15 protein-coding genes are annotated in these 13,303 nt (G+C 58.3%); 4 read left to right on the top strand and 11 right to left on the bottom strand.

The genetic code is table 11. The features are described from left to right. Nucleotides 1–9: 9 nt before the first annotated feature. Nucleotides 10–198, top strand: coding sequence for a DUF6316 family protein (locus NPS46_RS20330; RefSeq protein ID WP_274110307.1), 189 nt, complete (start codon nucleotides 10–12; stop codon nucleotides 196–198). 85 nt (nucleotides 199–283) lie between these two features. On the opposite strand, the gene pap is transcribed toward NPS46_RS20330, so the two are convergent. Beyond that, a complete protein-coding gene (pap, locus tag NPS46_RS20335; RefSeq protein ID WP_274110309.1) occupies nucleotides 284–1,804 on the bottom strand; it encodes a polyphosphate:AMP phosphotransferase in 1,521 nt (506 codons plus the stop codon). A 139-nt stretch (nucleotides 1,805–1,943) separates the two neighbouring features. On the opposite strand from pap, the gene mnmC reads away from it, so the two are divergent. The 3 genes from mnmC (at nucleotide 1,944) to NPS46_RS20350 (ending at nucleotide 5,400) form a co-directional block, all read left to right on the top strand. Next, nucleotides 1,944–3,950, top strand: coding sequence for a bifunctional tRNA (5-methylaminomethyl-2-thiouridine)(34)-methyltransferase MnmD/FAD-dependent 5-carboxymethylaminomethyl-2-thiouridine(34) oxidoreductase MnmC (mnmC, locus tag NPS46_RS20340; RefSeq protein WP_274110311.1), 2,007 nt, complete (start codon nucleotides 1,944–1,946; stop codon nucleotides 3,948–3,950). Nucleotides 3,951–4,031: 81 nt separating this feature from the next. Then, complete coding sequence (locus NPS46_RS20345; protein WP_274110313.1) at nucleotides 4,032–4,739, top strand: MBL fold metallo-hydrolase; 708 nt, start codon at nucleotides 4,032–4,034, stop codon at nucleotides 4,737–4,739. Nucleotides 4,740–5,082: 343 nt separating this feature from the next. Further along, a complete protein-coding gene (locus NPS46_RS20350) occupies nucleotides 5,083–5,400 on the top strand; it encodes a hypothetical protein (RefSeq protein WP_274110315.1) in 318 nt (105 codons plus the stop codon). Here the strand turns inward: NPS46_RS20350 and NPS46_RS20355 are convergent. From NPS46_RS20355 to NPS46_RS20400, 10 genes are all read right to left on the bottom strand, one after another. Then, a complete protein-coding gene (locus NPS46_RS20355) occupies nucleotides 5,370–5,888 on the bottom strand; it encodes a DUF2514 domain-containing protein (protein WP_274110317.1) in 519 nt (172 codons plus the stop codon). The genes NPS46_RS20350 and NPS46_RS20355 overlap by 31 nt on opposite strands. Beyond that, on the bottom strand, nucleotides 5,885–6,430 hold the full coding sequence (locus tag NPS46_RS20360) for a glycoside hydrolase family 19 protein (RefSeq protein WP_274110318.1): 546 nt from the start codon (nucleotides 6,428–6,430) through the stop codon (nucleotides 5,885–5,887). Before NPS46_RS20360 ends, NPS46_RS20355 begins: the two co-directional genes overlap by 4 nt. Nucleotides 6,431–6,496: 66 nt before the next feature. After that, on the bottom strand, nucleotides 6,497–6,850 hold the full coding sequence (locus NPS46_RS20365; RefSeq protein ID WP_274110320.1) for a phage tail assembly chaperone: 354 nt from the start codon (nucleotides 6,848–6,850) through the stop codon (nucleotides 6,497–6,499). Next, nucleotides 6,847–8,121 (bottom strand): hypothetical protein, encoded by a 1,275-nt coding sequence (locus NPS46_RS20370; protein WP_274110322.1) that lies wholly within the window; start codon nucleotides 8,119–8,121, stop codon nucleotides 6,847–6,849. The genes NPS46_RS20365 and NPS46_RS20370 overlap by 4 nt, the downstream gene beginning before the upstream one ends. Before the next feature lies 1 nt (nucleotide 8,122). Then, nucleotides 8,123–8,764 carry a DUF2612 domain-containing protein gene (locus NPS46_RS20375; RefSeq protein ID WP_274110324.1) on the bottom strand — a complete coding sequence of 214 codons (642 nt, stop codon included), beginning with the start codon at nucleotides 8,762–8,764 and terminating at the stop codon, nucleotides 8,123–8,125. Continuing rightward, nucleotides 8,764–9,984 carry a baseplate J/gp47 family protein gene (locus tag NPS46_RS20380; RefSeq protein ID WP_274110344.1) on the bottom strand — a complete coding sequence of 407 codons (1,221 nt, stop codon included), beginning with the start codon at nucleotides 9,982–9,984 and terminating at the stop codon, nucleotides 8,764–8,766. The genes NPS46_RS20375 and NPS46_RS20380 overlap by 1 nt, the downstream gene beginning before the upstream one ends. Beyond that, nucleotides 9,977–10,327 carry a hypothetical protein gene (locus NPS46_RS20385; RefSeq protein ID WP_274110346.1) on the bottom strand — a complete coding sequence of 117 codons (351 nt, stop codon included), beginning with the start codon at nucleotides 10,325–10,327 and terminating at the stop codon, nucleotides 9,977–9,979. The genes NPS46_RS20380 and NPS46_RS20385 overlap by 8 nt, the downstream gene beginning before the upstream one ends. Next, nucleotides 10,324–11,031, bottom strand: coding sequence for a Gp138 family membrane-puncturing spike protein (locus tag NPS46_RS20390; protein WP_274110348.1), 708 nt, complete (start codon nucleotides 11,029–11,031; stop codon nucleotides 10,324–10,326). Before NPS46_RS20390 ends, NPS46_RS20385 begins: the two co-directional genes overlap by 4 nt. A 68-nt stretch (nucleotides 11,032–11,099) precedes the next feature. Next, on the bottom strand, nucleotides 11,100–11,903 hold the full coding sequence (locus NPS46_RS20395; RefSeq protein ID WP_274110350.1) for a hypothetical protein: 804 nt from the start codon (nucleotides 11,901–11,903) through the stop codon (nucleotides 11,100–11,102). Nucleotides 11,904–11,988: 85 nt separating this feature from the next. Then, entirely contained in the window at nucleotides 11,989–13,281 is a 1,293-nt protein-coding gene (locus tag NPS46_RS20400) for a baseplate hub protein (protein WP_274110352.1), read from the bottom strand. Between the last annotated feature and the right edge of the window lie 22 nt (nucleotides 13,282–13,303).

The following is a 13,303-nucleotide window of genomic DNA, read 5'->3' on the forward strand; positions in this document are numbered from 1 at the left end:
AGGTCGGCCATGTTTGGCATGCGCTCATCAGACACCGCCCCAGCGACGCATTTTCGCAGCGATCGAATCAGCTCGGTCAACGGGCAGTACTACTTCACGACGCGGGAAAACACCCTGGAAGGCCCGTTCCTGAGCCGCTCCGAAACCCAGCGGGAGATCGACGCCTATCTACGTCGCACACCCGCCGCTCGGCACTGAGCCCGGCGCAAGTCCAGGCCCGCCCCTTACCCGATAGTGTCGGGGCAGCACGCACATTGCCGGGCTCAATGTGCGTGGCGATTACCTACTTGGATTTCTTGCTCTTCTTGTCGTACTTTTCACGCTTGGCGAACGCGTCTTCAATCGCCTGGTTCAGCGTGCGCAGTACCTTGACCCGCGCCCAGCGCTTGTCATTGGCTTCGACCAGCGTCCAGGGCGAGACTTCTGTACTGGTGCGATCGACCATATCGCCAACAGCCGCGCGATACAGATCCCATTTTTCACGGTTGCGCCAATCTTCTTCAGTGATCTTGAAACGCTTGAAGGGAATGGTCTCACGCTCCTGGAATCGCTCCAGCTGGGTCTGCTTGTCGATGGCTAGCCAGAACTTCACCACGATCACCCCGGCGTCGCTCAATTGCTCCTCGAAATCGTTGATTTCCCCATAGGCCCGCATCCAGTCGGCCTGGCTGCAAAAGCCCTCGATACGCTCCACCAGCACCCGGCCATACCAGGAACGGTCGAACACCGTGAACTTGCTCCGCGCCGGAATCTGGCGCCAGAACCGCCATAGATAGGGCTGCGCACGCTCGTCTTCCGAAGGCGCGGCAATTGGCACAATGTTGTATTGACGAGGATCGAGCGCCGCAGCGACCCGACGAATCGCCCCGCCCTTGCCCGCCGCATCGTTGCCCTCGAACACCGCCACCAAGGCATGACTGCGCATGCGTTTGTCCCGCAGCAGGCCGGCCAGGCGCGCCTGCTCGGCAATCAGTTGCTCGCCATAGTCGCTCTTGCTCAGATTCACGCTCATATCCAGGCTGTCGAGCAGGCTCAGTTGATCGACACCGCTGGTCAGCGGCGCAGGATGAGTGGCGCGCGCCATGAGTTTCGGGGCCTTGAGCGCAGCCTGCAAACCTTCCAGCAGAATCTTGCCAACGGTCAGGCTGCGGTAGTTCGGGTCGACGCCCTCGATCACATGCCAAGGCGCATAGTCGCGGCTGGTACGGCGCAGTACCCGTTCGCCAAAGTGCACAAAGCGGTCATAGGTTTGCGACTGCTGCCAGTCCAGCGGGCTGATCCGCCAACTATGCAGTGGGTCGTCCTGCAACGCCTTGAGTCGTGCCTTCATTTGTTTTTTGGACAGGTGGAACCAGAACTTGAAGATCAGCGCACCTTCGTTGCAGAGCATCTGCTCCAGGCGCTCGGCACCGTTGATTGCCTGGTCGAGCACCGCATCCTTGAACCGGCCATGGACCCGCCCCTGCAGCATCTGGCTGTACCAGTTGCCGAAAAACACCCCCATCCGCCCCTTGGCCGGCAATTGCCGCCAGTAGCGCCATGCAGGTGGGCGGGCCAGTTCTTCGTCGGTCTGCTGGTCGAAGGTGCGCACTTCGATCAGCCGGGGGTCCATCCACTCGTTGAGCAGTTTGACCGTCTCGCCCTTGCCTGCACCTTCAATGCCGTTGATCAGGACGATCACCGGAAAACGTTTCTGCTGCGCAAGCTCGAACTGCGCCTCGAGCAGGGCCTCACGCAACGCCGGAACCTCGGCCTCGTAGGTTTCCTTGTCGATGGCGTGTCCGATTTCAGCTGATTCAAACATGAGCGGCTCCCTTCCAAGATTCAGCAAGACTAGCGGATTGGTCATTATTTTGTATTGATTAGCCGTTGGCCTTTGTCATGGATCAATCTGCCATCTGCCGATCGGCTAGAATGGCCAGCTTGCCGATGCCGAGCCGAACATGACCGTTGAACACAACCGCCCATCCGACCAGGACACGAGCCACGCCCAGATCGATTGGGATGAGCAGGGGCGCCCCCACTCCAGGGTCTTTGGCGATGTGTATTTCTCCGACCAGTCAGGCCTGGAGGAAACCCATCATGTTTTTATTGCACAGAACCGCCTCGAAGCCCGCTTCAGCCAGTTAAAGCCGGGCGAACGCCTGGTGATTGGCGAAACCGGTTTCGGCACCGGCCTGAATTTTCTCTGCACCTGGCAGTTGTTCGAGCAGTGCGCGCCAGCAGGTGCCCAGCTGCAGTTTGTCAGTGTCGAAAAGTACCCGCTCAGTCACGCCGACCTGCAACGCGCCCTGTCCCTGTGGCCGCAACTGGCACCTTTTGCCGAGCCCCTGCTGGCCCAGTACGTGGCGATTCATCCGGGCTTCCAGCGCCTGGTCCTGGACGGCGGCCGGGTCATGCTGACGCTGCTGATCGGTGACGTACTGGAGCAACTGCCACAGCTGGATGCCCAGATCGATGCATGGTTTCTCGATGGCTTCGCCCCGGCGAAGAACCCCGACATGTGGACGCCCGAGCTGTTCGCCGAACTGGCACGCCTGGCGGCACCCGGCTCGACCATCAGCACCTTTACCAGCACCGGCTGGGTTCGCCGAGCCTTGAACGCCGCCGGCTTCAAGATGCGCCGCACGCCCGGGATCGGCCATAAATGGGAGGTGCTGCGCGGCGACTTTATCGGCTGGCCCGAAACGCTGCCGGCGCCAGTCGCCGCCAAGCCGTGGTTTGCCCGCCCTGGCCGGCCGCAGGGTGAACGCCACGCTCTGGTGATCGGCGCCGGGCTGGCCGGTTGCACCACCGCGGCCAGCCTGGCCGCCCGTGGCTGGCAGGTCAGCCTGCTGGAACGTCATGGCGAGCTGGCCCAGGAAGCCTCGGGCAACCCACAGGGCGTGCTGTACCTCAAGCTTTCAGCCCATGGCACCGCGCTCTCGCAGCTGATTCTCAGTGGTTTCGGCCATACCCGCCGCCAACTGGAACAGTTGCAACGCGGGGTTGACTGGGACGCCTGCGGTGTCCTGCAACTGGCCTTCAATGCCCAGGAAGCCAAGCGTCAGGGCCAGTTGGCCGGCGCCTTCCCCGTCGACCTGCTGCACCTGCTCGACAGGCAACAAGCCTCCACCCGGGCCGGCGTCGCGCTGGAGCACGGCGGTTTGTTCTTTCCCGAAGGCGGCTGGGTCCACCCGCCCGCCCTGTGCCGCCAGCAAGCCGCTCATCCTCGCATCCAACGCCTGTTGCACAGTGATGTGGTGCAACTGCGCAGAGTCGACGGGCAATGGCAGGCCTGGGGCGGCGAACAGCTACTGGCCAGCGCACCGGTGGTGGTTCTCGCCGGTGCGGCGGAGATCCAACGCTTCACCTTCAGCCATGGCCTGCCGCTCAAGCGGATTCGCGGGCAGATCACCCGTTTGCCCGCGACCGAACCCAGTCGCCAGCTCGCGACCGTGGTCTGTGCCGATGGCTATGTTGCACCGCCTCGCCTGGGCGAGCACACCCTGGGTGCCAGCTTCGACTTCCAGAGCGAGGACCTCGCTCCCACGGCAGGCGAGCACCAAAGCAATCTGCAATTGTTGAACGAAATCTCCCCTGATCTCGCCAGACGATTACAGGTCGACAGCCTCGATGTTCAACAACTGCAAGGCCGCGCCGCCTTCCGTTGTACCAGCCCGGACTACCTGCCCATTGTCGGCCCCCTGGCCGATACCACCGCCTTTACCCAGGCTTATGCCGCCTTGAGCAAGGATGCCCGCCAAGTGCCCGCTGTTCCCTGTCCCTGGCTGGAAGGCGTGTACATCAACAGCGGCCATGGCTCGCGCGGCCTGATCAGTGCACCGCTGTGTGCTGAATTGCTGGCGGCCTGGCTGGATAATGAACCGCTGCCCCTGCCCAGAAACGTGGCCGAGGCCTGCCACCCGAATCGCTTCGCCTTGCGCAGCCTGATTCGCAACAAGCCCTGAGTCCAGGCTGTAGGACCTACATTGCGCCGCGAACACTTCGCCCCATACTGAGCGTCCGTTCACCTTCTCACTGGAGCCGCCATGCTGATTCGCCAGCTTTTCGACAGCACCAGCTCGACCTATACCTACCTCCTGGCCGACCAGGATCAGGCCGTGCTGATCGACCCGGTCAAGCACAAACTCGACGACTACCTGCGCCTGCTCACCGAGCTGGACCTGAGCCTGTGCATGGCGATCGACAGCCATACCCACGCCGACCACATCACCGCCCTGGGCGACCTGCGTGCAGCCACCGGTTGCGCCAGCGGCTTTGGCGAACCCTGCCTCGCCCACTGCGCCAGCTTCACCTTCAAGGATGGCCAGCTATTACCCTTTGGCAACCGCCACCTGCTGGCCTGGCACACCCCCGGGCATACCGACGACTCCTACTGTTTTCTCCTGCCACCCGAGGGCGAGGAACCCTGGCAGTTGTTCAGTGGCGATACCCTGCTGATTCGCGGCACAGGACGTACCGACTTCCAGAATGGCGACCCATATCAGCAATGGGCCAGTCTGCAACGCCTGCTCGCGCTGCCCGATAACACCCAGGTTTTTCCGGCCCATGACTACAAGGGCTGGACAAGCTCGACCCTGGCCGAAGAGCGCCGCCACAACCCCCGCCTGCAGGTGCCCAACGCCCAGGCTTATGCCGCCCTGATGGAGAACCTGCACCTGCCACTGCCCGACATGATGGACGTCGCGGTCCCCGCCAATCGCGCCTGCGGCCAGAAAGAGGGCAACGGCTTATAACGGATCGATCTAAAACTCCAGAGTTTGAGCCGGGTCAGTTTCTCTAGCGCCCGGTACTGACCGGCCGCCCTCCCCAACGGAAACCCGGTAAGGACTTATGTGCGGATTAGCTGGAGTAACCTAGATGCGCCAAACAAGGGGGTTCAGGGCTACACAAAAGACCTGAAACCCCCTGCAAGGAACTACAAGTGGTACAAAAAGTGGTACGAGAAATCCCCCCTCCTCACCCGGCGTCCTGCCGAACGAACACCACCCCAAACCTGCAACTCGTCGCCCGCCACTCGCGCAGGCACACCGCCTCGATTACTGTATATCCATACAGATAAAATTCAGCGAGATTCAGATGATCACCGATGACGACGGCTTCGGATGCCTTGGCGTGCCCACCGAAGAAGAAATACTGCGACAGCACTGCCTCCTGCTAGAGCTGGAGGTCGAGGACATGCACCGTCAACTCGCCCAGGCCCGGGCGAACATCGCAAAGCTGGTCGACATCAACGCCGAGGTATCGGCCGACCTGAGAAAGGCCCGCGCCGACCTGAGCCACCGGCTCGGGCAGTTGTCAGCTGCAAACCTGGAGCTTTCCCAGATCAAAAACACAGAGCGCAGCCAAGGGGTATTTGCGAACGCCTATAGGTTTGCCGAAAACAAAGAATCATAGGCGCGCTCACAAGCAAGGCCCGCTACCCGGGATTGATCAAGCGCCTTTGCCAGCTCTCCCGCTCTTTGGTCAGCCCGCCGGAACAGGTCGGAGAGCACCATGGCGGCGCGGGTTGCTGCCTGGCCTCGCTCGGCAGTTCCGGAATCGCCGGGGGTGCAACTCGAGCTGACGGCCAGCTTTCCGGCCTCGACATGCAACCGCTCACCAGCAACATCAGCCCCATGAGCGTCAACACCAGCAGCCTTGATCTGTTCTCTTGCATCACTTCCCACCTGGTTGGACGCCGCCTGGCGCCGTTGTTCTTCGGTTCGATTGGCGGTCGTTGCAGCCGCGAGCACCTTCGCCCCCAACTCGCGCTCGTCGGCGTGCTTCTTTTCCCAGCGCACATCCGTGACGGCTACCCCGTGCTGGTAGGCGCCGAACAGGGCAGAGCCACACAGAAACAGGATCGCAGCCAGGACCGCCAGGCGAAGCGCTAGCGGATTCACACCAGCACCTTCAAGGCCCGGGCATAAAGCTCTTCACGATCCGCCAGGCCGTTGATCCCGCCGTTGATTTTCCGGGTGATGGCCTCAAACTTACCGGCGTCGGCCAGCTCATTCAGGCCATGGGCCGACCACCACCAGGCGGCAGAGATCGCCGCCCATTCCGGTTGCTCGAGCAGCTCGGGCTGTTCCAGCAGCGGCAGGTCCAGAGCCTTGGCGGCCTGGGCATAGTTCGCCCGGCCGGTGATCTGGATCAGCCCGCGCCCGCGGTACTTCTGGCCGTCGCCATCCGCTTCAGGCGTATTGCCCAGGCGCTTGGCCAGGGTGCCCGTGTCGTACTTGGCCAGGTAGGCATTGCCGCCCAGCTCGCGGGTGTAGAGCAGTTGGCCCGACTCATGCCCGATCTGGGCTAGGAACGCAGCCTGGCGCACGCGACTATCGATCTTGTAGCGGGCCATGGCCCGGTTTAGCGCAGGCAAAAAAATACCGGCTCGAGGGCCGGCGCGCGGGAGGATCTGCAGCAACTGCTGCTGGGTGATCGGCATTGCTTTTCTCCAGGCAAAAATAAACCCGCTCGATGGCGGGTACGGATTGCGACGAATGCGAATGGACTACTTGGCCTGAGCATCGATCCAGGACGGCGCTATTGGACGGCGCTCGCTTTCCGGGAACTCAGGCGACTGCGGCCAGTCGCGCAGCGACTGCATGTACACCAGCAACTCAGTGAATTGCTCACTGCCAATACTCGTTGGAGCTTGTAACTCCAACTGATCGCGATGGCGATCGCGCAACCATACCGCAGCGGATAGTACACCGTCGCGCCAAGTCCGTTCCTGCGTTTCCAGATAGAGCAAAGGCACCGGATCAGACGGGATGTCAGCGCTATATCGCTCATCAGTGCCTACATCGTCGGGGCCAGAAACGGCACGCCAGCCCTGCCCATCGTTGCGAACTGCATAGCTCATAAATTATCCTCCCATCCAGTACACAGCAGCCTTCCGCCACTAGTGTCAGCCACCCAATAAATATTGGAACTCTCCAAGAGAAGGCTCCCCATAGATGCGTTATTGCCGCTTGATGAACTGTTGATCGGGGGCGGGTTGACGCTGGTAGTAGTAGGACCAAAGCCAAGGCTTTGTGCGGCTGCAGCCGATCCGCCCCCGCTGACCATTGTTATGGATATGATTTGAGCGGTTGGAGGTACGAATGTCGACGTGCTGACTGCCACATACGTACCGCCAGACACAGAGCCCGCTGTTCCAGCGGCCATCACCGGGGTGGCGGTAACGTTGGTGCCAGATGAGATCTTATATCTAACTATGTTACCAGCCTGCGTCATACCTAGCGGATACTTGTTCGCCGTGGCATCCGTTCGAATCCAGCCGATTCGTGCCTTGTGTGTATATCCCGCCGGCATCGTCGGGGATGTTGCGCTAAGCGACAAAAGCCCTGCTGTTGTGCTGCCGTTCCAGATTACCCAAACGCTGTACCAAGTGGACGCCGCAGATGCTCCGGTGTCGAGGCCATTTGCCCCGGACAGTGCGATGGAGGGCGTGATATTTACAGCTCTCAGTGTTTGGTATTGATTAGCCGAGTTTTCGACGATTATCTCATCCGCCGAATAAGTAACGGTTGCGCTCAGTCCAGTGGTGGACCCGGCAAGTTTTTTAAATGCCCCCTGAATGCTGACCAAGTTACTTGCAGCAGTCGGGAGTGTATCAAGCAAAATAAAATCAGTGCCGTCATAGTCGATATCCGAAATTTGACCGGAAGCGAACACGGCGGCAACTTTTGCCCCGCTGGAATCGTACTGCTTTAGGTTCTTCGCCCCCTTTGCGGACACGTTAATGGTAGGGTTTGCCCCAGACGCTATGCCGAATTTAACCCTGAAACGCTGATTTTCCAAGTAACCAGCGATCGGCGGTGACGGCGCTAACGTCACCGCAGTGGCAGTCCCAGCAGCAGGGAAAGCGACGCCCGTCTGATTTTGGCTCAGGCAAAGCATGGCATCGAAGAATTGAGAACTTCCAACCTTATCTACGCTGCCATTAGGTGTAATACCGGCGCTACTGAGAACGGATTGGAAGAAAGCCTCTTTATCGTTGGCCCAATCCTTTTCGAGATAAGACCCGTCCTTTGCATCGGGGGCTGTTCTGTTTTTGAACGACCCCAATGGGTATTCGGCGGAAGGGTTGTTAAACCGACCGGGATACCGCTCATTAAGTTTTAGTGACATCCTAAGCTCCTATATATCCAGCAAATTCTGCGTCTTCGTCACCGAACTCGGTATCCATATCGCCGAACTCGACCATGTTGAATCCCTCAAGGAATCCGTTAAATCTAACCGTTTGGGGCTTCGGCACCAGACCTGCATTGAGCAGCGCGAACCGCTCAAGGTTAGTGATCTGGCCGTAGAACTCGATGCTGAACGACATATCCTCGCCATCCGTTACGCGAAGAACATCAGCCCTTGGAAGTAGGAAGTTCATTCCGTCCAGGATGTTCTCTATCGTTGCATCACCGTTGTTCTTAATGATCTTGGATCTGATGACCAAACGGTAAAGCTCATCCGAAAGCTGTCCGTCCTGATCGATCGTCAGTGCGCTGAACATTGCCTCGTCATCGCCAAACTCATCTCCGTCCGTGATATCGAAAAGCCCTGGGCTCAATGGTATAGAGCCGACGAAACTGCGTGGCGCCACTACAATCCGGCCGATGACGTTCAGTTGCTCGCCGACTGCCGCATCAATGTCATAGCTCTTGCGCACAGCCTCGGCCGCCGCCTCAATGCTCCCGCCAAGCTCCCTAGCGATTGCGTACCAAGCCACAGCCTTTGGCTTGTCGCGGTACTGCGCGTAAATTCGGTCTGGGATGTTCATCACGTGATCACTACGGTGATGTTGCTCTCCGTCCACCTAGACATTTGGTTGTAGGCGATGGCGACATTGGACTGGCCTCCGTTGAGGCTGGAGGAGGGCAAGTCGACATAGCTGTCGCCGTACGAACCAATAACCTTGTTCACCGGCGTGAAGATCGTGCTGAATGGCACTCCCTCGCCGATATCGAACCCATCGATCTTGAAACCGACATCCGCGGGTATCAGGTCGCCGGCGGCGTACTCCATCATCGCCTCCTTAATAAGCTGGTCAGCGTTGGGCGGGAGCGTGCCGTCATTGACGACATGAATTACGGCGAACATGTCGACATATACAGGGCGGCTCGCCCTGATCAACTTTTTGTTGGTCGGATACTTTGGCGAAGTGACCTCGACCTCGAAAGGTGTTCCGGCCTGGTACAGAGAGGCGCCCGGGTTCTTCTTCAGGTAGATCGCCATCGCCACATCGCCGTCGGTACCGCCATCGATGATTGGCGCAATGGAGTTCTTTGGCAGCCCGTGCGGGTTATCAATAGAAACAGCGTTGCTGCCGGTGTCGTTCTCATAAACCTTCACCCGGCGCACGCCGTCCACGCCGAACAACTCGCCAATCATGGAGTCAATCTGGTTGTTGCCCGGCTTACCGACAGCTGTAGCTCTGGTGACGCGCAGTTGCTCGTCGCGCTGGCCATCTGTACCTGGCGTTGCTGGATCGGCGTTTGTCACGCCAGCAAGCCCAGCTACCACGTCGACGATTCGGGTAATCGTGCCTTCGTCGGCCTGGGTGGGTCCGACTACTGTGCACGTCGCATTAACGGTCACCGACCCCAGCGTATTCGCGGTCACAGCCTGGTCTGTCGTCCAACGGCTACCAGTGGTGACCGACTCAAAGCGGTTACCCGACGGGATTAGCGTTCCGGGAGTTGCGGTGATGGTCAGCTGCACGCTGGAGCGCGATCCGCCTGAGCGGATGGTGCCAGTCAACGAGCAGACAATATCCAGGTCGTTGCCCTTGGCCTTGTTCGGGTCTTTCGAGTTGTATGCCTGCTGCAGCGTCTCGTCGAGCGCGTAGAAGATCTCGGAGTCGTGCGCCATTTTCAGACCGTCGGGCGTCGACGGATCCAGGTTCCAAAGAGGATCAATGTCCAAGTAGAACTGGCGCTCCTGGGCGAACCATTCGTTTTGCGTCTGCAGCACGTAGCCGGTCGAAGTCAGGCTAGCCATTCAGTGTTACCTCTTCCAGGCCGAACTCGGTGAGAATCCCAGCAGTGACGCTGTAGGTTCGGTTGTTGATGTTGAAGTCAGCGGAGAAGCTGGTAAGACGTATCACGCCTGGCGTGTTGGCAATCCTGGCCCGCAGAGCCGCCTCAGCAGTGGAGAGATTGGTGAACTTCCCAAGGATCTGCTCGTACCAGGGCGTGCCGTCGGTGATGTCGCGGAAGTACTCGCCCAGGAACAGGCGGAGCCGGGTCAGCACCGTCTGAGCAACTTCGGACTGGCCAGTTATGAACTGCTGGCCGCGTGTCACGATGTCACCCGTCTCGTCATCCAGTCTGCGTACGGTCATATAACTGGAACTCCGCTTGTCCCGGAGCCCGGGGTTACGCCGCTATGGCGATGCGTATTGAGGTTTGTGCCGGCGGCGGTGATGACGTTACCGTCAGGTGTGATCTTCAGTCCGTTAATCAGAAATGAGCCGTCAGCCAGAAGCTGAAAGCTGCCGGCGCCGTTCTGCATCAGGGTTGTTCCATCTGGCAGAACGTTGAACCTGGCCACCCCGTTATCCATTGAGATGCTGTTGTCGCTCTTCAGCCAAACGAATTGTGTACCTGCGCGGTTGCGCATTCGCACTCCGTTATTCTGGAAGTCAGGCAGCACATTGGGTTGCGACCTGAACCCAGGCAGGAACATGGCGTCCTGCATGCTATGGAACCGGCCTCTTGGGTTGGTCGCCACCCCGCCACTCTGCACCCAGCCATCAATGCAGCGCTGGGAGAACAGAATGTCGCCCTCGCACCCCGAATCAATTTGGTACTCGACGCAGTAGTCGCCGCCTGGGAAGTGGACCGGAACCTCGACAATCGGAGGTATCGTGAAGGTGGCGTCATTGACATCAACCCTGAGGATTCCGATCTGCACCTGCGCCCGCTGGGTCAATGAGTCAAACGTCAGCACGTGGCCTGGAACTGAGGTGCACACATCCTTCATCAGCTCACCAAAAGCACTTCGGATCAGCTTTTCATTGCGAGCCCGGCCTTCTGTCTCAAGCATGTAGCCACCTCACACCTTTTTTCGGGCATTAAAAAACCCGCCTCGGCGGGTTTGTGATTGTTCGTTTTTCAGAGCCTGCCTTTCATAACCATCTGGTCGCAGACGCTACCGCGATATTTGGCCATCGTATCAAGAGGATAGCGATCACTGAGGTTGTTGAGGGCAAAGTTATAAGCATTGGTTATTCTTTGCATGCTCGCGGGGTTGTCGTCGTACAGACTTAGCAAAGCTTTGTATCTATTGGTTCGCTCTTGTGTAGAGATGGATGGCCACCCGCCGCTGTCCAGGCTGCCCGTGTAGCAGGCAAGAACTATCGAGCCAAGCAGGTTTTTCCTGGTAGCAACATACCCGCCAAACTCAACTTTAGGGTTTAGCTTGTTTTCCTGCTCCAGCTGAAATTGTCGTGCATTCTCTTTCGCCTCGTCGCTTTCTGCATAAGCATTCCACTTTTTCACGTCCTTAATTTTGTCATTAAGGACAGCTTCAATTTCATGCCGAGTCGGGTTGCACTTATAATTTTCAGGATAGAGAATAAATAGAGACCAGTCATTTTCTCTTGATTCATATGGGCGATCAAGGTACACGAAGAAAGTTTGAAGATCTTCTGACTCCTTAATTAACTTGCAACCAAATCGGCCAGCGTACTCATTAAGATCAAACTGACCAAGTCCGACCGTGCCATCTCTGTAAACATGATTAGAGACCAAAATCTGAGTATCGGAATCCCACTTCATTGACCTAATGAGGTCTTTCTGATTGTAACCCACAATAGGGCCATAACCATCCCGAACAGCAACCCGCTCCGCAAAGGCGCAAACCGGCAGAAAAATAGCCGCGAGCAACAATGCGACCCTACTTTTGCTCATCGCCATAAGCGCCTCCCCGTCGCACATTAACAAGCTCCAAATGTAGCAGGTGGACGACCTCAAACCCAGGGCGCCGGGATCAGCCATTCACCTACTTGGCAAATTTCTCGCCCTCCTTGTAAGACTCGTTAACTACGGCAACGGCATCCCCTCGCGTGATAAAGCCTTTTTTATCCTTGTCCAGCCCAGAGTTTGGCCCGTAGTTCTTATCCCCCCTCACCCACATGACGTAGCTATCAGGCTGTCCGATTGCGGCGGGCCACAACACAGCAAGGTACGCATCTCCAAGGTTGTGGATGCGGCTCGCAGGGATGCCCTTATAATATCTCTCAACATAATCAAGCTGCTGAACTGCTGTCATGCGCGCAAGCCGGTCGGTAGTGGTTCCGAGCTTTTCCGCTGTGCTCCTCAAGAACTGGATCAAGCCTGTTGCGGAGCTTCCAGGATTTCGCGCTGTCGGACTGAACGTATACCCGGTCTCGAACCCCATCACAGCCATCAACCAGTTAGGCTGCAAAGAAAGATTCTTCGAAATGGCTGTAACCTTCGCCCTGAATGCCTCTTGCACGCGCGCGCCCCAAATCAGCTTGCCATTCTGAGGAGTGGATAATGACTTCAGATTTGGCTTGGTTCCCCAGCGGATACCGTCTATATCCACCCGCCATGTATCGCTGTGCGAGTCCCCCGAGTATCTCAGAGCAAACACGTTATATTCGCCGACCGGGACCGCATCAGGCTCAACCTCGGAGAGATACAGGTTGCCTGTGTTGTAGGTAGCAAACTCGCTTTTCAGATCAATGACACTGTTGATCATGATCGAAGGGTTGAGCTGCGCTGACACTGACACGCCAAGGCCGCTAGGGCCGCGTGTGATCTCTGGAATTCCGATCATCCCGGTGAGTTGGTTGATCTTGATCGCCGTAGAATTCCGTTTCATCTCCGGCTTGGTGACGTACATGCGCCCCATGTGCTGGAGCCAGATGAATTTGTAGTCATAAGCCAGATTGTCCATCGCCTTTGGAATGTCTCCATCGGCCAGGCATCCACGCGCCATAGGCTGATCGTCGGCGAACTGTTCGTTGTCGATGTCGATGGGGATAGGCCACTCACGGGCGAGCGCTCGAATAACCTCTTCAACCCTGGCACCTGGGCCGAGGCACACCTGCGTTGAGCCTCGATCCACCACGGCGAACCCTGATTTGCAGATAAGCCTCGTGATAATTTCGGGCGATCCTGGTTCGCGCTCGCGCAGCACGTTGGTCACGGTCCCGGTGAAGATTGCGTCGATGTTGTCGGTGTAACCGGCCTTCAGGATGATGCTTGCCCCGCTCGCAATCCCCGACTCTTTGTTCAGGTTGTAGAGGCGAATGTCGGCATAGGCCACAGCGCTGCCAGGCGACACGTCA

Source organism: Pseudomonas putida, assembly GCF_028682395.1.
GTDB lineage: Bacteria > Pseudomonadota > Gammaproteobacteria > Pseudomonadales > Pseudomonadaceae > Aquipseudomonas > Aquipseudomonas putida_AB.

What these genes read in the sequence shown, in the direction of transcription:
- NPS46_RS20350 (WP_274110315.1), top strand. Translation starts at nt 5,083, where the DNA reads ATGATCACCGATGACGACGGCTTCGGATGCCTTGGCGTGCCCACCGAA.
- pap (WP_274110309.1), bottom strand. Translation starts at nt 1,804, where the DNA reads ATGTTTGAATCAGCTGAAATCGGACACGCCATCGACAAGGAAACCTAC.
- NPS46_RS20390 (WP_274110348.1), bottom strand. Translation starts at nt 11,031, where the DNA reads ATGCTTGAGACAGAAGGCCGGGCTCGCAATGAAAAGCTGATCCGAAGT.
- NPS46_RS20330 (WP_274110307.1), top strand. Translation starts at nt 10, where the DNA reads ATGTTTGGCATGCGCTCATCAGACACCGCCCCAGCGACGCATTTTCGC.
- NPS46_RS20360 (WP_274110318.1), bottom strand. Translation starts at nt 6,430, where the DNA reads ATGCCGATCACCCAGCAGCAGTTGCTGCAGATCCTCCCGCGCGCCGGC.
- NPS46_RS20375 (WP_274110324.1), bottom strand. Translation starts at nt 8,764, where the DNA reads ATGAACATCCCAGACCGAATTTACGCGCAGTACCGCGACAAGCCAAAG.
- NPS46_RS20345 (WP_274110313.1), top strand. Translation starts at nt 4,032, where the DNA reads ATGCTGATTCGCCAGCTTTTCGACAGCACCAGCTCGACCTATACCTAC.
- NPS46_RS20385 (WP_274110346.1), bottom strand. Translation starts at nt 10,327, where the DNA reads ATGACCGTACGCAGACTGGATGACGAGACGGGTGACATCGTGACACGC.
- NPS46_RS20365 (WP_274110320.1), bottom strand. Translation starts at nt 6,850, where the DNA reads ATGAGCTATGCAGTTCGCAACGATGGGCAGGGCTGGCGTGCCGTTTCT.
- NPS46_RS20370 (WP_274110322.1), bottom strand. Translation starts at nt 8,121, where the DNA reads ATGTCACTAAAACTTAATGAGCGGTATCCCGGTCGGTTTAACAACCCT.
- NPS46_RS20380 (WP_274110344.1), bottom strand. Translation starts at nt 9,984, where the DNA reads ATGGCTAGCCTGACTTCGACCGGCTACGTGCTGCAGACGCAAAACGAA.
- mnmC (WP_274110311.1), top strand. Translation starts at nt 1,944, where the DNA reads ATGACCGTTGAACACAACCGCCCATCCGACCAGGACACGAGCCACGCC.
- NPS46_RS20395 (WP_274110350.1), bottom strand. Translation starts at nt 11,903, where the DNA reads ATGGCGATGAGCAAAAGTAGGGTCGCATTGTTGCTCGCGGCTATTTTT.